Origin of the sequence: Pseudomonas sp. R4-35-07 (assembly GCF_003852235.1) — a bacterium.
Taxonomy (GTDB): domain Bacteria; phylum Pseudomonadota; class Gammaproteobacteria; order Pseudomonadales; family Pseudomonadaceae; genus Aquipseudomonas.
Genome location: NZ_CP027732.1, coordinates 5,273,434 through 5,293,237 on the forward strand (window position 1 = coordinate 5,273,434; position 19,804 = coordinate 5,293,237).

General features: G+C 55.5%; 12 protein-coding genes, 1 tRNA gene and 1 pseudogene. 13 read left to right on the forward strand and 1 reads right to left on the reverse strand.

Features of this window, described 5'->3' with window-relative positions:
• The first annotated feature begins 12 nt into the window (after window positions 1–12).
• From rpoD to C4J89_RS24200, 3 genes are all read left to right on the forward strand, one after another.
• Window positions 13–1,863 (forward strand): RNA polymerase sigma factor RpoD, encoded by a 1,851-nt coding sequence (rpoD, locus tag C4J89_RS24190; protein ID WP_124364661.1) that lies wholly within the window; start codon window positions 13–15, stop codon window positions 1,861–1,863.
• Between the two features lie 133 nt (window positions 1,864–1,996).
• A complete protein-coding gene (locus tag C4J89_RS24195; protein ID WP_124415733.1) occupies window positions 1,997–5,740 on the forward strand; it encodes a bifunctional diguanylate cyclase/phosphodiesterase in 3,744 nt (1,247 codons plus the stop codon).
• 17 nt (window positions 5,741–5,757) lie between these two features.
• Window positions 5,758–5,834: transfer RNA gene (locus C4J89_RS24200), tRNA-Ile, on the forward strand.
• A gap of 126 nt (window positions 5,835–5,960) precedes the next feature.
• On the opposite strand, the pseudogene virB5 reads toward C4J89_RS24200, so the two are convergent.
• Window positions 5,961–6,449 (reverse strand): annotated as a pseudogene (gene virB5, locus C4J89_RS24205) (P-type DNA transfer protein VirB5); the annotation flags it as partial.
• 461 nt (window positions 6,450–6,910) lie between these two features.
• On the opposite strand from virB5, the gene C4J89_RS24210 reads away from it, so the two are divergent.
• The 10 genes from C4J89_RS24210 (at window position 6,911) to pqqF (ending at window position 19,795) form a co-directional block, all read left to right on the forward strand.
• Window positions 6,911–7,453, forward strand: a complete 543-nt coding sequence (locus tag C4J89_RS24210; protein ID WP_164487604.1) for a MobC family plasmid mobilization relaxosome protein — start codon at window positions 6,911–6,913, stop codon at window positions 7,451–7,453.
• A gap of 123 nt (window positions 7,454–7,576) precedes the next feature.
• Window positions 7,577–8,563, forward strand: coding sequence for a hypothetical protein (locus C4J89_RS24215; RefSeq protein WP_177413018.1), 987 nt, complete (start codon window positions 7,577–7,579; stop codon window positions 8,561–8,563).
• A 456-nt stretch (window positions 8,564–9,019) separates the two neighbouring features.
• Window positions 9,020–10,096 (forward strand): AAA family ATPase, encoded by a 1,077-nt coding sequence (locus tag C4J89_RS24220; RefSeq protein WP_124415734.1) that lies wholly within the window; start codon window positions 9,020–9,022, stop codon window positions 10,094–10,096.
• Window positions 10,096–12,294 (forward strand): S8 family peptidase, encoded by a 2,199-nt coding sequence (locus tag C4J89_RS24225; protein WP_124415735.1) that lies wholly within the window; start codon window positions 10,096–10,098, stop codon window positions 12,292–12,294. The genes C4J89_RS24220 and C4J89_RS24225 overlap by 1 nt, the downstream gene beginning before the upstream one ends.
• A gap of 216 nt (window positions 12,295–12,510) precedes the next feature.
• Complete coding sequence (locus C4J89_RS24230) at window positions 12,511–13,149, forward strand: DarT ssDNA thymidine ADP-ribosyltransferase family protein (protein WP_124415736.1); 639 nt, start codon at window positions 12,511–12,513, stop codon at window positions 13,147–13,149.
• A gap of 18 nt (window positions 13,150–13,167) precedes the next feature.
• Complete coding sequence (locus tag C4J89_RS24235; protein ID WP_164487605.1) at window positions 13,168–13,875, forward strand: hypothetical protein; 708 nt, start codon at window positions 13,168–13,170, stop codon at window positions 13,873–13,875.
• Window positions 13,876–14,281: 406 nt separating this feature from the next.
• Window positions 14,282–14,728: an Lrp/AsnC family transcriptional regulator gene (locus C4J89_RS24240; protein WP_124364663.1), complete on the forward strand. Its 447-nt coding sequence runs from the start codon at window positions 14,282–14,284 to the stop codon at window positions 14,726–14,728.
• Between the two features lie 167 nt (window positions 14,729–14,895).
• Window positions 14,896–16,578: an NAD(P)/FAD-dependent oxidoreductase gene (locus C4J89_RS24245; RefSeq protein ID WP_124416067.1), complete on the forward strand. Its 1,683-nt coding sequence runs from the start codon at window positions 14,896–14,898 to the stop codon at window positions 16,576–16,578.
• A 10-nt stretch (window positions 16,579–16,588) separates the two neighbouring features.
• Complete coding sequence (locus tag C4J89_RS24250) at window positions 16,589–17,383, forward strand: carbon-nitrogen hydrolase family protein (RefSeq protein WP_124408345.1); 795 nt, start codon at window positions 16,589–16,591, stop codon at window positions 17,381–17,383.
• Between the two features lie 48 nt (window positions 17,384–17,431).
• A complete protein-coding gene (gene pqqF / locus C4J89_RS24255) occupies window positions 17,432–19,795 on the forward strand; it encodes a pyrroloquinoline quinone biosynthesis protein PqqF (protein WP_124415737.1) in 2,364 nt (787 codons plus the stop codon).
• Window positions 19,796–19,804: the final 9 nt, after the last annotated feature.

The following is a 19,804-nucleotide window of genomic DNA, read 5'->3' on the forward strand; positions in this document are numbered from 1 at the left end:
GGATAGGGTGTTATGTCCGGAAAAGCGCAACAGCAGTCTCGTATCAAAGAGTTGATCACCCTTGGTCGTGAGCAGAAGTATCTGACTTACGCAGAGGTCAACGACCACCTGCCTGAGGATATTTCAGATCCAGAGCAGGTGGAAGACATCATCCGCATGATTAATGACATGGGGATCCCCGTACACGAGAGTGCTCCGGATGCGGACGCCCTTATGTTGGCCGACGCCGATACCGACGAGGCAGCCGCTGAAGAAGCCGCTGCCGCGTTGGCCGCGGTGGAGACCGACATCGGTCGCACGACTGACCCTGTGCGCATGTATATGCGTGAAATGGGTACCGTCGAGCTGCTGACACGCGAAGGCGAAATCGAAATCGCCAAGCGTATCGAAGAGGGCATCCGTGAAGTGATGGGCGCAATCGCGCACTTCCCTGGCACGGTTGACCACATTCTCTCCGAGTACACTCGCGTCACCACCGAAGGCGGCCGCCTGTCTGACGTCCTCAGCGGTTATATCGACCCGGACGACGGCATTGCGCCGCCTGCCGCCGAAATACCGCCGCCTGTCGATCCGAAGGCGCCGAAAGCGGACGACGACGCCGACGAAGACGAGGCTGAAGCCAGCACCGACGACGAAGAAGAAGTCGAAAGCGGTCCAGACCCAGTCATCGCTGCCCAGCGTTTCGGTGCGGTTTCCGATCAAATGGAAATCACCCGCAAGGCCCTGAAGAAGCATGGTCGTGCCAACAAGCAGGCAATTGCCGAGCTGCTGGCCCTGGCTGAGCTGTTCATGCCGATCAAGCTGGTACCGAAGCAATTCGAAGGCTTGGTTGAACGCGTTCGTAGCGCCCTTGAGCGTCTGCGTGCACAAGAGCGTGCGATCATGCAGCTCTGTGTCCGTGATGCGCGCATGCCGCGTACCGACTTCCTGCGCCAGTTCCCGGGCCACGAAGTTGACGAAAGCTGGAGCGACGCCCTGGCCAAAGGCAAGGCGAAATACGCCGAAGCCATTGGTCGCCTGCAGCCGGACATCCTCCGTTGTCAGCAGAAACTGAGCGCACTGGAGGCTGAAACCGGCCTGACGATTGCCGAGATCAAGGACATCAACCGTCGCATGTCGATCGGTGAGGCCAAGGCCCGCCGCGCGAAGAAAGAGATGGTTGAAGCCAACTTGCGTCTGGTGATCTCCATCGCCAAGAAGTACACCAACCGTGGCCTGCAATTCCTCGACCTGATCCAGGAAGGCAACATCGGCTTGATGAAAGCGGTGGACAAGTTCGAATACCGTCGCGGCTACAAGTTCTCGACTTATGCCACCTGGTGGATCCGTCAGGCGATCACTCGCTCGATCGCCGACCAGGCCCGCACCATCCGTATTCCGGTGCACATGATCGAGACCATCAACAAGCTCAACCGTATTTCCCGGCAGATGTTGCAGGAAATGGGTCGCGAACCGACCCCGGAAGAGCTGGGCGAACGCATGGAAATGCCTGAGGATAAAATCCGCAAGGTATTGAAGATCGCTAAAGAGCCGATCTCTATGGAAACCCCGATCGGTGATGACGAAGACTCCCATCTGGGTGACTTCATCGAAGACTCGACCATGCAGTCGCCAATCGATGTCGCCACTGTTGAGAGCCTTAAGGAAGCGACTCGCGACGTACTCTCCGGCCTCACTGCCCGTGAAGCCAAGGTACTGCGCATGCGTTTCGGCATCGACATGAATACCGACCACACCCTTGAGGAAGTCGGTAAGCAGTTTGACGTGACCCGTGAGCGGATCCGTCAGATCGAAGCCAAGGCGCTGCGCAAGTTGCGCCACCCGACGCGAAGCGAGCATCTGCGCTCCTTCCTCGACGAGTGATACCAGAACCCCCGGCCCAGGCCGGGGGTTTTGCTTTCTAACAATTACTTCCACAGATAACTGCCCCGCAACCCCCCTCCCCCGCAATGCCCGTCTACACTCGAGAAATTCCCCGTGCCATAACGAGACCGTTATGCCCAGATTGCCGACCGTGATACTGCTGTCGCTGCTGACCTGGACCGCAACGGCTGGCGCGTTGACTCTCACGGATGATGAGCGTAGCTGGCTGACGGACCATCAGGAGCTGCGCCTTGGGGTGGATACGTCCTGGCCCCCCTTTGAATACCGCGATGAAGAGAGCCGCTACCAGGGTTTGTCCGCCGATTATGTGCGCCTGATCCAGGATCGCCTGGGCATCCGGGTCAAGCTGATCGAGCCAGCAAACTGGACCGCTGTGCTTGAGCAGGCACGCAACAGTCAGCTCGACCTGCTACCTGGCGTCATGTCTACCCCGGAACGCCAGAGTTTCCTGGCCTTCACGCGCCCCTATCTCGACTTTCCCATCGTGATACTGGCCCATGAAGGCGGCGCCAAGCCGCGCAATCTCAACGATTTGTACGGACTGAAAATCGCCGTGGTGGAAAACTATGCGCCTCATGAATTACTACGCACCCACCACCCGGACCTCAATCTCGTCGCGATGCCGAACGCCAGCTCTATGCTGCAGGCCCTGGCCACCGATGAAGTCGATGCGGTCGTCAGCGACCTGGCTTCCAGCGTGTGGAGCCTGCGCCAACTGAAACTCGATGGTTTGTACGTGAGCGGCGAAACGCCCTACCGCTATCAGCTGGCAATGGGCGTTCCGCAGGATGAGAAAATACTGGTGGGCATTCTGGACAAGGTCCTCGCCGATCTCAGCCCAGCCGAAACCGATGCGATCCAGCAGCGTTGGGTCGGCAGCTTCAGCGATCACCGCACGCTATGGGCGGATTTGCTGATGTACGGTCTGCCTGCGGTATTGCTGCTGAGCACCGTGCTGGCCGTTGTGATTCGAATCAATCGTCGGCTCAGCTCGGAAATTTCCCGCCGGGTCGCCCTTGAGCAAGAACTGCGCAGCAGTGAGTACCACTATCGCGGCCTGGTGGAGAGCCTGTCCGCTATCGCCTGGGAAGCCAACATCAGCGATTTCACCTACAGCTACGTGTCGCCCCATGCTGAAGAATTGCTCGGCTACCCCCGCGCCCATTGGCTGATCCCCGGTTTCTGGCGCAACATCATTCATCCTGCCGACCTGACCCGCGCCGAAACGTATTGCTACCGTGAAACCCGCGCTAACCGTGATCACAGCATCGACTATCGCGTTATCACCGCCGATGGCCGCTGCCTGTGGGTACGCGACATTGTCAGCCTGATCGAATACGGCCATGAACCGGTGCTGCGCGGCTTGATGATCGACATCAGCGAAGCCAAGCGTACGGAAGAGGCACTGCAGCTGTCCGAGCAGAAGTTTGCCTCAGTGTTCCAGCAATGCCCGGACATCCTGGTGATCGCCCGCCTGTCCGACGGATGCCTGCTTGAAGTCAACAAGGCCTTTGAAGACCAGATCGGCCTGAGCGCCCAGGAGGTGGTGGGCAAAACCGCCACCGAGCTGAATATCTGGGGTGTTGAAGGCGTCGGTCCGGATTTGCTGCAACGCGTGCAGACCACCAGCATCCGCAACCTGGAGATGATTTTCTGGCGCAGCAATGGCCAGGCGTTTACTGGGCTTATTTCGACCGAGCCGTTCCAACTCGATACCACCGAGGCCCTGGTGGTCGTGGTGCGAGATATCACCCAGCTCAAGGAAACCCAACAGCAGCTGCAAACTTCCGAGGAGAAGTTTGCCAAGGCGTTTCATGCCTCCCCCGATGGCTTGTTGCTGAGCCGGCAAAGCGATGGGCTGCTGATCGAAGTGAACGAAGGCTTCAGCCACCTGACCGGCTACACCAGCGCCACGTCGCTCGACCAGTCGGCCCTGGACCTTGGCATCTGGGTCGACCTCAATGAGCGCAAGCACATGCTCGAGTTGATGCAGCGCGACGGCTTTGTCCGCGACTTCATCTGCCATATCCGCCGCGTTGACGGCCAGATTCGCCTCTGCGAACTGTCCAGCCGCCCGCTGCCCATCGGTGACGAAAACTGCATGCTGACCATCGCCCGCGACATCACCGAACGCCAGCTGATGCAGGAAAAACTGCAACAAGCCGCCACGGTGTTCGAAAGCACCGCCGAAGGCGTATTGATCACCGACACCCGGCAGAACATCAGTGCAGTAAACCGCGCCTTCAGCGAAATCACTGGCTACAGCGAGGCCGAAGCGCTGGGCCATACCCCGCGCCTGCTCGCCTCCGGCATGCACGACAGCGCTTTCTATGCCGCAATGTGGCACCAACTGACGACCCAGGGTCATTGGCAGGGCGAAATTTCCAACCGGCGCAAGAACGGTGAGCTGTACCCGAGCTGGCTGACCATCAGCGCCGTGCGCAATCGCGAGCAGGTGGTCACGCATTTTGTCGCCGTATTTGCCGACATCTCCAGCCTCAAGCTCGCCCAGGCGCGCCTCGACTATCAGGCCCATCACGACCCGTTGACCGGCCTGCCCAACCGCACGCTGTTTGAAAGCCGACTGCAGGCCGCCCTCAACGGCCAGCAGGAAAGCGGCAATCAAGGCGCGGTGTTGTTTCTTGACCTGGACCGCTTCAAACACATCAACGACAGCCTGGGCCACCCGGTCGGCGACCTGCTGCTCAAAGACATCGCCGTACGCCTCAAGGACCAGCTGCGCGATATCGACACCGTCGCCCGCCTGGGCGGCGATGAATTCATCATCCTGCTGCCCGGCCTGCACCAGGCCAGCGATGCGCAATATCTGGCGAACAAACTGCTCGATTGCTTCACACCGCCCTTCCAGGCCGGCGAGCACGAGTTCTTTATCAGCGCGAGTATCGGCACAAGTTTGTACCCGCAGGACGGCACCGATGTCGCCACCCTGGTCAAAAATGCCGACGCCGCGATGTACCGCTCCAAAGCCAAGGGCCGCAACCGCGTTGAAAGCTACACCCGCGACCTGACGGCTCAGGCCAACGAACGTGTGGCACTGGAGCATGAACTGCGCCGCGCGATCGAACGTGAAGAGATGAGCCTGTATTACCAACCCAAACGCAGCCTGCTCACCCAGCAACTGATCGGCGCCGAAGCCTTGATACGCTGGCATCACCCGACCTTTGGCGACGTACCGCCGGAACACTTCATCGCCCTGGCCGAAGAGAACGGCACGATTCTGCAAATTGGCGACTGGGTACTGGAACAGGCCTGCCGACAGATGCACGCCTGGCAAGGCGCTTTCGATGATTTCGGGCCGCTGTCCGTCAACCTCGCCGGCGCGCAATTGCGTCACCCAAACCTGCTGTCACGCATCGAACAACTACTGCGCGATTACCGCCTGGAACCCGGCTGCCTGCAACTGGAGATCACCGAAAACTTCATCATGAGCCAGGCCGAAGAAGCGCTTGACGTGCTGCACCAACTCAAAGGCCTGGGCGTGCAGCTGGCAATCGATGATTTCGGTACCGGCTATTCCTCCCTCAGCTACCTCAAGCGCCTGCCGCTGGACTTCCTCAAGATTGACCAATCCTTCGTCCGCGGCCTGCCCGACGACCCTCACGACGCCGCCATCGTCCGCGCCATCATCGCCCTCGGCCACAGCATGCAATTCACCATCATCGCCGAAGGCGTGGAGAACCCCGCCCAGCAAGCCTTCCTCGCCGCAGAAGGCTGTGAACAGATGCAAGGCTACATCGTCAGCCTGCCACTGCCACCGGAGCAATTTGCCGCAACCTTCCTTCATACACGGATGAGGGATTTTACGGATGGCACAGCGGGGAAACCGTCGTTATAATCCGCGTCCAGTTACAAGGGCCTATAGCTCAGTTGGTCAGAGCAGAGGACTCATAATCCTTTGGTCCACGGTTCAAGTCCGTGTGGGCCCACCACTTTGAAAGCCGCGCATTGCGCGGCTTTTGTGTGTCTGGCGGAACCCTCACCAATACAGTCCTACGGTCCACAATAGCCTTCGGACCTTGCGCCGCATTGATGCACGACATCAGCCCATCGATTTTCGAAAGCCGGCTTTTAGCCGCGTCGTAGGCATCAAGAGCAACCGCTTTGTCTTGAGATGGTTTGACCGCCCGCGCTTCACTCGCCCGTTGCGCGTCGCGGGAGTTGATGAAGTTGCAGCTATCAAATGTCTTGTTGGCGGCATAGACCTGTTTACCGCGACCACTCAGGCCGGCATAGCCACCGTCCCTCACCGAGTCGTAGACCTGTTGCCAGTCTTGCGGCAGGTAATCACGCAGAGCCGGGTTGTCCATGATGCTGCCTATTCCACGCGATCCGGTGATCGACTGGTACTGCTGCTTCATCTGGTCAATCTGCGACGTCATCTGCTCGACTTGCTGCGCCCAGCGCGCAGTGTTGGCCGTGAACTCGGCCATGGTCATCGGCGAGTCACTTGCCTGGGTGGTTACTGTTACAGGTATTTGCGCGAAGGCTGCTGAAGGCATTGCAATGCCTACAGCCAAGAACCAAGAGGGTAAGGGACTTTTCATATTCGCCACTCCAAAGGTTGGGGGCGAACGCAGGATCGTACTGTTCCGATCTGTCGGTCTGTTTAGGAACCGCGCCCGGCACGCTGAGCGTTCTTGGGGCGACTAGGCGGCCATTCTGTTCTTGGCGGTCAGGCCCTTCTTCTCAGGCCGGCACCCGGTACGCGCGAGGCGTTCTTGGGGCGGTGCAACGTTCGTTAAAAGACCAAAACTATTCATTCTGGCGTGCGGCACTTTCCCATTTTGGCTAGGGGATGTCGATCATGCAGAACGTTTAGCCAGCGATTTGCTCGCGTTTTAGCGAACGCGCTTTCCGGAGAAAAATTTAGTCATGACGAAGAAATACAAAGGTATGAGGACTAGTGCAGGATAGGCTAACCGCCGGTAAACTACCCCGGTAGTTTCTGATCGCCCTGCCGGGGCTTTATTCATTGAGGTGCTAGCCACATATGGAGAAAGCGAAGATGCCGAAGTCGGCTCAGTACCTGGACGTTTACTTGGGGGCGCTCAAAGAGCCATGGGCTGATTACTGCAAGGCTCTCGGTAAGAAGCCCGGCGCGGCAATCAAAGAGGCTATCGAGCAGCAGCTGGCGAAGGCGGCCGCAAATCCGCAGCCGAAGATTTACCATCAGATCTACGAAGCACCTGCCGCCGAGCCTAAGCAACGATTTGAAGTCCTACTGACGGCTTCTGAAAAAGCGGCAATAAAAGAACGGGCGCAGATGGAAAGATGTTCAATGCGCCGGTGGATTGTCGATGCCATCCGAGCTGGACTGACTCATGAGCCGCAATTTGGAATGAATGAGATCGACGCACTGGGTGAGTCGAACTATCAGCTTTTGGCCCTTGGCCGCAATCTGAACCAGATCTCTCGTCGCCTGAACGAAGGTGCATACGAGCCGGTAACTGTCGAGCGGATCGAAGCGCTAACCCGCATCGTTGATAACCATACAGATGTCGTCAACAGAGCTATAAGGGCAAGCCTAGAGCGATGGAAGGTCGAGTGATAATTTCCCCGATGGAGTACTGCTTACCACACACAAACCCATCAAGTCAGTCCACGTATGCCTCGCAATGATAGAGCGCTCATGCTGCACCGATAATCAGTTCAATATCCAATGGATGGCGATATGAAATCACGTGGTTTTTTCAGCTTCATTAAAGACACCCCTGCCTACAAAGACTCTGAAAAAAACTGGTACGTCGAACTAGCCGACTATACGGTCTTTTGGTTCGATCTCGTGATCAATTCGCCCCCAGGAATCGACTTTCAAAAAGTAGCCGCTGCATACCTGAAGGACTACCGCGACGTAGTAAAAGAGAGCAATGACAAACGTTTTGTGTATTTCATAGCCGCCAGGCAAAAAGTGCGATTCAGCACTAGAAAGCCCCCGAAATACAGTCTAACAAAGAGAGAGATAATAATTTATCTAGAAATAGGCAAGAAGCGAAAAGTTAGAAAACTGCGCTTCCTGGCATCGCCATCTCTTAGCGGCAGACGACTGCCCATTATCGTTGACAATGGACGATTCATTTCAATTTGGGGCAGCGATCAGAGTAAGCCTGTAGGAGTATCGGTGCACGAGTTCTTAATGGGGGAGAATATCAATATTGGAATCGATACTGAGATATTATACGTTGGCTCCACCGATGATCCCGCAACCCGCCCGTTGAAGCGAGACCATCGAGGTTACAGTGATTCGCTATATGACACGCCCACCGATGAAAGAGACATTTTTGTCTATTACAACCTATTTAAAGCGACTTCAGTTACACAGTCAAACCCATATCTAATTAGCTTCGCAGTTAGCAACTCTGCAATAGATGAAGTACAAAAGATGGAGGAAGGCATACTGCTAGAGCATGGACTCATCCATTATTTCGGAACTAAAAGTCAGGAAAAAAGCAAAATTTTGGAGTACGGAAGACTAAGAGATGGGTTAAGAAGACTTTCTGCCAATTACAAAATTGAGTCTGTTACTTACTATATCCAGGCGGCGACGCCTACTGAATACTGGCACATCTATTCCAGGCAAGTGCCAGTGAACCATCGACACAACTTCTCTCTTAGCCTCGCAGGCGAAGAAGCGTTATTGGGAGAGCCAGTGGAGCTCTGAAGCCGTCTAGTCAACACTGAAGATATCTCTCAAATTGCTTAGTGCTGACAGAAAGACCATCAGCATTAACCCGCTTGAGCACCCGGAAAGTTGCCTATCGCCCACTGACCTAACTCGATGCCGTCGAGTTCGCTGATCAGAATTCTGCGCCGCCCCCAGCCCCCCTGTTGTTGATCTTGAGCTTCGCGGTCTCTAGGAATGCGCCACATGTCTGCCCCGGACGTGTGCCCCCAGTTCTTTTCGTTGACCCTAGATAAACGAAGCCCTCTCCCTTTTCGGTTCGACCACTGCTGGTCGATCCTCAAGCCAATCCGGAACCGAAGCGCACTTCTAAAATGGTAAACAAAAACCAAAAAAATCTAGAAAATTTACCAATTATGGTAAGCTCAGACCGAGAAATGGTAAATTTTACGGCATCTCATCTATAGGTCAGAGCCGTGCGCTTCCGGAGCACACATGGACAGCAAAGCAATTCTAAGCCTCATAGACCTGGCGCTAGGCGGAGATCCGCGCACTCTACGCATGCATCTTCACAAAATGGCGGTCAAAACCGGCCACCGGGATCCAGAGCTATCTGAAAAAATCCTGTCACGACTATCGACCAACGGCCTTAGATCAGCTCAGCCAGCGAAACCTATCCCAGTGGATTCAGACAGCCGACTAAATTTAGTCAGGGTCGAAAATCCGGTCGTCATGGATGACGCCCCCATTTACTCCGAAGAAATCCTGGCACTGCTAGACCAGGTCGTTCTTGAGCGAAAGTCGGCATCAAAGCTATTAGCCGAAGGTTTGTCTCCTGCTAAATCACTATTATTCCAAGGGCCACCTGGAGTCGGTAAAACGATGACGGCACGGTGGCTTGCATCAAGACTAGGCCTCCCGTTTTTAACGCTAGACCTAGCAACTGTCATGAGCAGCTTTCTAGGCAAAACCGGAAATAATATCAAGGCAGTGATTGATCATGCGTCTTCATTTCCCTGCGTGTTGCTTCTTGACGAGTTTGATGCGGTAGCTAAGCGGCGAGATGACGACAGGGAGCTAGGAGAACTTAAACGGTTGGTAACTGTACTGTTACAGGTCATTGATGAATGGCCTGAATCGTCAGTATTAATAGCTGCAACAAATCACGGCGACCTCTTGGACCCTGCCATCTGGCGTCGGTTTGATCTGGAAATATCATTTGATCTTCCAAGCGAACAAATGCGAAAAGCTTATATCATTAGCTACTGGCCAGAACTAACTAAACACGCGGATAATCTCGCACATTTTTTTGGTGAAATCTCCTACAGTGATATTGATCGAAGCCTAAGGAAAGCCAAGAAGAAAAGCATATTAAATGAGTGCAATTTTATCACCTGTATCACTGGAGCCATCGAGAACAAACCAGGTAATAAAGTTGAGTTAAAAAAGAAAGATGTCATTAGATTAGCAGCAGAAGGAATGTCTCAGAGAGCCATATCTATCGCACTGGAAATAAGCAGACCAACCGTAAAAAAAATTATGGACCAACACGTCGAATGTAAGGAAACCTAATGAACAATTTTATAGTCGGATATGGCGAAACGCTTACAACAAAGGTAGATATCGGTGGTGGTGGTGGCGACAAAAAACACCCATACTCAATATCCGAGGCAATGAAGCGCATTGGCTCTCAGCTTGAAGAGATAATATCTAAAATAGAAAACAAACCAGATACAGAGTGCGCTGGCGGCAAGGTAGTCATAAAATTTATTCAGCACCCTTCCTATCTAGCAAAGTCTTATTATCCAAGGAAACTGTTCTCTGCCTACGGAATGGAAGATATTGGGTCCCGGGCGGTAACCGTAAAACCTGAGCAATGGGGTGTCAAAAAGCACCCGGAAGCTGGATTGGCTAGCTGTGTGTTTGTATCTGGTGAAAAAAGTCAATACAGGAAACTACTAACTGATCTAACATCAAACTCTTTAACAAGAGCATCCGAAGACGTTCTAAGAACTCTTGAACGTATCGAATATTTTGATGCAGCCGAAAAGATAAAAAGCATTGACACGTCTGGCGACAGTTTGAATCTTGAAGTGGTTATACACGCATCCGCTGACGACGAGTATGTTGTTCGCGCTTTCGACGACTATGCTTCTCTCAACGGCGGAGCAGTAAGACGAGAAAAAGCCAAAGTCGTAGGTGGATTGACATTTTTGCCTGTAAGCATTCCACATGGCAAGGAACAAATTCTGGCAAAATTTGCTCAACTCAGAGTACTCAGAAGCATTCCAAAGTTGAGGATGAATAAACCGGAAACACTACGCAGCCCTGTGAGCAACCCGGTAACTCTTCCTAACTGGAATCCAGACATCTTGAATCGTGACTTCAAGGTTTGCATTTTCGATGGAGGCTTAGGAGACGGAAATCATATATTTAACTGGGTGACCGAGATCGTACCAGCAGGAATGGAAGGTTCACATCCAGAGTATCTTGCTCACGGTAGCGAAGTTTGCTCTGCATACTTATTCGGACCAGCGTTGGGTTCGGACTGTACGCTCGGATCTCCGTACACTACAGTCGACATAGTCAGAGTTATTTCCCAGGGTGACGACGACCCTGACCTATTTGATGTACTCACTCGCATTGAAGACACCCTGAAGCTCAAAACTTATAAATATGTAAACCTGAGCCTCGGACCTAATATTGCGATTGACGATGACGAAGTTCACGTGTGGACATCCGTTATCGATGCGCTTCTTCAGGACGGTGACTGCCTCGCAGTCGTCGCAGTAGGGAACGACGGTGACCTACCAGGCGATTATGGTCGTGTACAACCACCTAGTGATATGGTCAACAGTCTTTCAGTTGGGGCAAGTGATGGGGAGCTCCAAGGGTGGGCAAGAGCGCCTTATAGCTGCGTGGGGCCAGGCCGCAGTCCTGGAGTGGTAAAACCTGATGGCGTGATGTTCGGTGGCGCGCCTCACAACCTGTTCAGAGTCTACTCACCAAGGATCCATTCTTTCGTAGACACTATGGGCACAAGCTATGCTGCTCCATACGCATTACGTGTGGCTGCCGGCATTGACGCCATCACAGACTTCAATTTATCCACAAACACAGTTAAAGCTCTGATGGTGCATTCTGCGAAACCGGATGAGCATGATCTGAAAAATGTAGGTTGGGGTAGATTCCCTACCTCACCTGAATCGGTAATTACATGCCTTGATGATGAGGCGACTATCGTGTTCCAAGGCGAGCTTGAGAACTCAAAGCATCTCCGAATCCCAGTACCTCTTCCGGCATCAACTGATTCAACATGGGTACATTTAAGTGCTACATTCTGTATAAGTGCCATCGTGGATCCTGAACATCCATTGCGCTACACCAGATCCGGTCTTGAAATTTCTTTTCGGGCGAATGAAGATCGGTTTACGTTGGACGGAGCTAATGCTGACACCAAGCCATTTTTTTCGCTAGGAAAACTATACCCGAGTGAGTATGAGTTGAGAGAGGATGCACACAAATGGGAAACCACTCTTTCTAGACATCAACGTTTTAAACGATCTACACTTCAATCCCCAGTTTTTGATGTTAAATATCACGCCCGCGAGCAAGGCGGAACAATTAGCGAAGATCTACCTGCCATTCGCTATACATTGATACTTACAATACGCGCAGAAGGTGACAACAGTATCTACAACAAGATACTGCAAGAAAACCAAACGTTACAGGCTATAAATGTAAGAACCAGAATTGAGATTAAACCCTAGATTGATTGAGTTCTATAAACAATGAGCAACCCAACAGGGTTGCTCATTGCCCACCTAGCTTAGCGAAGACTAGTTGTTTGCAACTCATAATCGATCGCTTCTTGGCTCGTGCCCCGGGCCACTTTTTTATGACGACTCAACGCCATGGACGTTTGCTCTGAATTGGACTAGCCTCGGCATACAGGCAATGTCGAATAGCCATCACGGAGAAAAATTATGCCAAGGCAGGCGATTCAAGCTCACTCCACCGCTCGTGGTATCCCTTACCTACTCCATTTCACACGAGCATCGAACCTTCCTACAATCCTTCAACATGGGCTATACCCGATAGGAAGGACCCATGAGGTCGGCTTAGCTCCCCAGATCAACGATCAACTGCGCCGTGACGGTCACAAAGATAGCAACTCGGTTTCAATCGGATTTCCAAACAGCCAGATGCTGTACAAGTACAGAATGGCCGAGCCCCTCGTCGACTGGGTCATTCTGGTCCTGCACCCCAGCATTTTATGGGTAAAAGATTGCGCATTCTGCAAGCACAATGCTGCTGATGGCCGAATCAGTTGCTGCCCGCTCCCCGAACTGATGACTCCTGAATCGCTCTTGGGTATGTTCGAGGAAATCGACGGATGCTTGCCGCGGGTTGAGCAACGGTTGAAAATATCAGACCCTACAGACGTTCAAGCGGAGGTTTTGGTTTTCGATGTAATCGAGCCGCAGTACATCGTCGGAGTTATTTACGAGAAAGCCCTTGTCCGTGATGCCCATGCACATTTGCTAGGCGATCGAAAGCCGTATGTGCATTCGAACAACAAAGGCATGTTCGCAAACCGTAAATATGCTCGCACATGGGGCTGAGAAAAAATTAGGATTTTTATGGCATCTAGACCGATTTTTATCCCGAACAGCACAGGACCTACGCTAGTAGACACTAGGCATGTCGAATTCAAATGGTTTCCAGGATTATCAGCATCTCAAAAACAGAAATCTGTTGAGTCGCTGCACCAAGCTGCAAAGGAACAGATCTCCTCACTCACCGACGTCCTTGAGGTGTCCAGCAAATCGAAGCTCGACCTTGGAATCGCTCTAAGTGCTTTCAACCTCACCATTACCACGCTCAAAAACAATCTGACATTTAGTGTTGAATGTGCATTTCAAGGCAGCAAGGTTTTTGAGCATGGCGGACCTTATCGCGATATTTTTTCCCTAACCTCCCGGGAAGCCAAGAAAGATGAGAGGATAAAATCGTCGGGAAGGCTCACAGCGTTTCAGTTTTTCGGCACTGAATGGCCACTCGAGCCAAGAACCGCATTCTATGATTGGCTATACATCAACGCGCTCAAAAAGCATCCATTGATCGCAACTCAGCTAACGTTATATTCAGCGTTTACAGATATTGAGTTTAATCCTGAGCGCTCAATAAATTGCCAGGCGTACTCTGTAGCGCTGTTCATAGCGCTTGAGCAGCGCGGCCTACTTGAACAGGCCGCCAGTTCGAAAGATGCATTTCTGGAGATCGTAGAAAGCGCAAAGGTCAGCAATACGCATCGCGACGACACCATTCAAGGCGATTTGCTGAGTTAGGCTGTAAAGGCCCGGTTCGACCCCACCGTCATAGAAAAAGAGAGCGTCACCGCCTGCGAGTTTGCCTTGGAGTCGATCCTTGCTTACAAATGTGTACAAGCTGCAAAAACAGTACCTTTGCGGTACAGTGCCCAGCTTGAACAACCTTCTCAAGACTACGCTCAACGCCAAGTAATACGGGGCCTCCAGCTATGCCAAGCTACGTTCAGTTTCGGACGGTTTCTCGAGGCATATCAGCTCGCCCAGCAACTCACAATCCCTTGGTCGTAGGTTCGAGTCCTACTGGGCCCACCAATTTCAAAAGCCGCGCATTGCGCGGCTTTCGCATGTCTGGCGCCGCAGTTCTGTAAGCCCGACCAAGCCTGTAACATGCACACCCACTGCCCCCCGCACTGGAGCTTCACCCTTGCCCGCCTTAGACGAAATCGACCGTCAACTGATCGCCGCCTTGCAGCTCAACGCCCGCGAAAGCGTGGCCATGCTTGCCCGGCAGTTGGGGATCGCGCGTACCACGGTGACTTCGCGCCTGGCGCGTCTTGAGAAGACCCAGGTGATTACCGGTTATGGCGTGCGCCTGGGTCAGCGCGTGGCGGATGGCGGGTTGCAGGCGTATGTGGGCATTACCGTGCAACCACGTTCAGGCAAGGAAGTGCTGCGCCGGCTGAGCGCGATGGCTCAGGTGCAGCAGTTGTGCGCAGTGAGCGGCGAATTTGATTATGTGGCGTGGCTGCGCACAGAGTCGCCGGAGCAGCTTGATCAATTGCTGGATCAGATCGGCAGTGTGGAGGGTGTGGAAAAAACTACCACCTCCATCATCCTCAGTAACAAATTGGACCGTGGACAACCTATCTGACCAGCCACTTCGCCATATTGACTAAAACCAGTGCAATCCGACGACACATTGCGTCTTATTAACGAGCGCAACGCTCCCTAAACTGGCTGCCATCTTTTCCTATACTCAACGGGCCCTGTCCCGCCGAGTCGTCAGTAAGGTCAGCCATGAGCATTCCGTCCAGCACCATCAGCAAGACCAACCGACACCCCGCCAATGGTAAAAAGCCCATCACCATCTTCGGCCCGGATTTTCCGTTTGCCTTTGATGACTGGATCGAACACCCCGCCGGCCTGGGCAGTATTCCTGCCGCCAACCATGGTGCTGAAGTGGCGATTGTCGGCGCGGGGATCGCGGGCCTGGTGGCCGCTTACGAACTGATGAAGCTGGGCCTCAAGCCGGTGGTATACGAAGCCTCGAAAATGGGCGGTCGCCTGCGTTCCCAAGCGTTTGAAGGCGCCGAAGGCATTATCGCCGAGCTGGGTGGGATGCGCTTTCCGGTGTCGTCCACCGCCTTCTATCACTATGTGGACAAGCTGGGCCTGGAAACCAAACCCTTTCCCAACCCGCTGACGCCGGCGTCTGGCAGTACCGTCATCGATCTGGAAGGCCAGACGCACTACGCGCAAAAACTCTCCGACCTGCCGGTGCTGTTCCAGGAAGTCGCCGACGCCTGGGCCGACGCGCTGGAAGCCGGTTCGCAGTTCGGCGATATCCAACAGGCGATCCGTGACCGCGACGTGCCGCGCCTCAAAGCGTTGTGGAATAAGCTGGTGCCGCTGTGGGACGACCGCACCTTCTATGACTTCGTCGCCACCTCAAAAGCCTTTGCCAAGCTGTCGTTTCATCATCGCGAAGTATTTGGTCAGGTCGGTTTCGGCACCGGCGGCTGGGACTCGGATTTCCCCAACTCGATGCTGGAAATCTTCCGCGTGGTGATGACCAACTGCGACGACCATCAACATCTGGTCGTTGGCGGCGTGGCCCAAGTGCCCATGGGCATCTGGCGTCACGTACCGGAGCAATGCGCCCACTGGCCTGCCGGCACCAGTCTCAGCTCATTGCATCGAGGCGCACCACGGGCCGGCGTGAAGCGCATTGCTCACGCCGCCGACGGACGTTTCGCCGTTACCGATATCTACGGTGACACCCGCGAATACGCCGCCGTATTGACCACCTGCCAAAGCTGGCTGCTGACCACCCAGATCGAATGCGACGAAACCCTGTTCTCGCAAAAAATGTGGATGGCCCTGGACCGCACGCGCTACATGCAGTCATCGAAAACTTTTGTCATGGTCGACCGCCCGTTCTGGAAAGACAAAGACCCGGAAACCGGCCGCGACCTGATGAGCATGACCCTCACCGACCGCCTGACGCGCGGCACTTATCTTTTCGACAACGGCGACGACAGGCCTGGGGTGATCTGCCTGTCCTATTCGTGGATGAGCGACGCGCTGAAAATGCTGCCCCAGCCCATCGATAAGCGGGTCAAACTGGCACTCGACGCGCTGACGAAGATCTACCCGAAAGTCGACATCAAGGCGCGCATCATCGGCGACCCGATCACCGTGTCCTGGGAAGCCGACCCGCATTTCCTCGGGGCCTTCAAAGGTGCATTGCCCGGCCACTATCGGTATAACCAGCGCATGTATGCGCACTTCATGCAGAAGGACATGCCCGCCGAACAACGTGGGATTTTTATCGCCGGCGACGACGTTTCCTGGACCCCAGCCTGGGTGGAGGGCGCGGTACAAACCTCGCTGAACGCGGTGTGGGGCATCATGACCCACTTCGGCGGCAGCACCCATCCGGAAAACCCAGGGCCCGGCGATGTGTTTGACGAGATAGGGCCAATCGCCCTGCCCGAATAAGGAGCCTGACATGCGTGTCGCCCTGTACCAATGCCCGCCACTGCCGCTGGACGTGGCCGGTAATCTCAAGCGCCTGCAGCAACTGGCGCATGAAGCGTCGGGTGCCGATGTGCTGGTGCTGCCGGAAATGTTCCTGACGGGCTACAACATAGGCGCCGAAGCCACAGGCGCCTTGGCCGAGGCCCGGGATGGCGAGTCGGCACACACCATTGCTGAAATCGCGCAAAGTGCCGGGCTGGCGATTCTGTATGGTTACCCGGAGCGGGCCGAAGACGGCCAGATCTACAACGCCGTGCAGTTGATCGACGCCCACGGCAAACGCCTGTGCAACTACCGCAAGACTCACCTGTTTGGCGACCTCGATCACGCGATGTTCAGCGCGGGTGAGGATGACTTCCCGCTGGTGGAAGTGAACGGCTGGAAGCTGGGTTTCCTGATTTGCTACGACCTGGAGTTTCCGGAAAACACCCGGCGCCTGGCCCTGGCCGGTGCCGAACTGATCCTGGTACCGACTGCCAATATGGTGCCGTTCGACTTTGTTGCCGACGTCACCGTGCGGGCGCGGGCGTTCGAGAACCAATGTTTCGTGGCCTATGCCAATTACTGCGGGCACGAAGACGATATTCACTATTGCGGCCAAAGCAGCATTGCCGGGCCCGATGGCCAACGCATCGCCCAGGCGGGCCTGGATGAAGCGTTGATTGTCGGCACGCTGGACCGGCAATCGATCCTCGACGCCCGCGCCGCCAATCATTACCTGCACGACCGTCGCCCCGAGCTTTACGGCGCGCTGCACAAGCCCTGATCCACCGGGTTTGCTAGCATAGGCGCTTCCCCCGCTTCGGAAGTGCCCATGCCTGCGTCGGTTCACGCTCAACCCCTGCACCTCACTCTGGCTAATGGCCTGCGGATTCGCCTGCGCCATGCACCGCGCTTGAAGCGCTGCGCGGTTGTTTTGCGGGTGGCTGCCGGCAGCCATGACGCGCCATTGGCATGGCCGGGGCTGGCGCATTTCCTTGAGCATTTGTTGTTTTTGGCAACCGAGCGCTTTCCGGCAGACGAAGGGTTGATGGCCTACGTGCAGCGCCATGGCGGGCAAGTGAATGCCAGCACCCGCGAGCGCACTACCGAATTCTTTTTCGAGCTGCCGGTTCCGACCTTCGCCGATGGGCTCGTGCGGTTAGCCAACATGCTGACGCACCCTCGTCTGGCCCTCGACGACCAACTACGCGAGCGCGAAGTGCTGCACGCCGAGTTCGTTGCCTGGTCGCAAGATGCCAAGGCGCAGCAACAGGTGGCCTTGCTGGAGGGCTTGGCCGCTGATCACCCGTTGCGCGGCTTCCATGCGGGCAATCGCGACAGCCTGCCAGTGGAATGTGAGGCTTTTCAGCAGGCGTTGCGCGAACTTCATCAGCGCTTCTATCAAAGCGGGCAGATGACGTTGAGCCTTGCCGGCCCACAATCGCAGCAAGACCTGGAAGCGCTGGCGCAGCAATTCAGTGCGCAGTTGAACGGCGGCCCGTTACATCCCCAGGCCGCGCCGCCAGCGTTGATGGCCGGGCAAGCCAGGGGCTATCAACATGTTGCCGATCATCATCTGCATCAGGTCATCACCTGTGACGCACCGCGCGAAGCGCTGGCGTTTCTCTGTACCTGGCTCAACAGCCCGGCGCCGGGTGGCTTGCTCGCTGAACTCAAAGCGCGACGCCTGGCGACTGCCTTGCACGCCTCGGTGCTGTACCACTTTGCCGGACAGGCTGTGCTGGATATCGACATCCAAGGCGATGCGACTACACAGATCGAGGCGCTGCTGCACGACTGGCTGAGTTTTTTCGCACACAGCGACTGGACGCCCCTACGCGAAGAGTTCGTCTTGCTGACTGCTCGCCAACAACAAGTCCAAAGCGCCCTGGGGCTGGCACGCAACGACCTCGAAGACGTATCGGACCAAAGTCTCGCAGCGCTCAAGGCCATGCTCGACGCACTGCATCTGCCGCCCGCCAGGCATGAATGGCAGCTTGCGCCGGCTAACCCGTTTCTTCGTCCCGCTGCTCAAGAAGAACGTGCCGGCTTGATTCGCGGCCAGACCAGCGCCCACCGGGGCTTGCGCACATTCGCCCAGGACCGCTCGCGGGGCCGACGGGAAACATCGGCGCTGACATTCAGCCAGGCATTGGCCAATGACACCGGTGAAGGCGCCCTGTACCTGCGCTGGCGATTTGAGGGCGCCGTGCCTGCTGGCCTGGACAGTCTGTTACAACCGCTGCGCGACAGTGCCGGTCAAGCGGGCGTCGAGTTGGCTTTCGAAACCATCGCCAATGACTGGCAGGTAAAAATGCTCGGTTTCCACGAGCCCATGCCAGCCGTGCTTGAAGCAATGACGCGCTGCTTGAGCACTGCCGCTGAACACTTGGCGCCTCCACCCCCGGCACCGATGATTGCCATCCGCGAATTGCTCAAGGCATTGCCCGCCTGCTGTGCCGGCGTTCAGCCGACGCCCCAAGCGACGCCAGCCTCGTGGGCCACCGCCCACTGGCAAGGGCTGGGCTCAGGGTTGCCGGCAGCCTGTGAAGCGGCGATCAAGACCGCAGCGGCCCGCTTGCCTGGGCAGCCTGCGCCTTTGCAATACGAACCTCAATCGCTCAAAGGTCAGCGTCGCTGGCACGAGGTCAACACCGCGTCCAGCGAAGCGGCGATGCTGCTGTTTTGCCCGACACCCACTCACGCCCTGTCCGATGAAGCCGCCTGGCGCTTGCTCGGTCATCTGCTTCAGGGGCCGTTCTACCAGCGCCTGCGGGTCGAGCTACAAATCGGCTACGCCGTTTTCAGTGGCATCCGACAGGTCAATGGGCAGACCGGCTTGCTGTTCGGCGTGCAGTCCCCCAGCGCATCCCTCGGTGAGATCGTTGAACAGGTGCAGACGTTCCTGGCACAACTGCCGTCGTTGATCGAGCGCAACGCAGACATGGGCAACGAGGCCTTGGCGCAGCAATTCACTGCCCAATCCCTGCCGATGGCCCAAGCCGCTGTTTTGCTGTGGCATGCGCAGTTGGCGGGCCACTCATCGGGTTATCTGGAACAATTACAAGAATTGATACAAAGCTGCTCGCGGGACGATATGCGGCGCGCCGTGCAACAACTGAACGACGCCACAGGCGGCTGGCGCTGCATTGCTAATGGCCCGTGCATCGGGGGGCGCTGGCAGCCAGCTGCGTGATCATTGCCA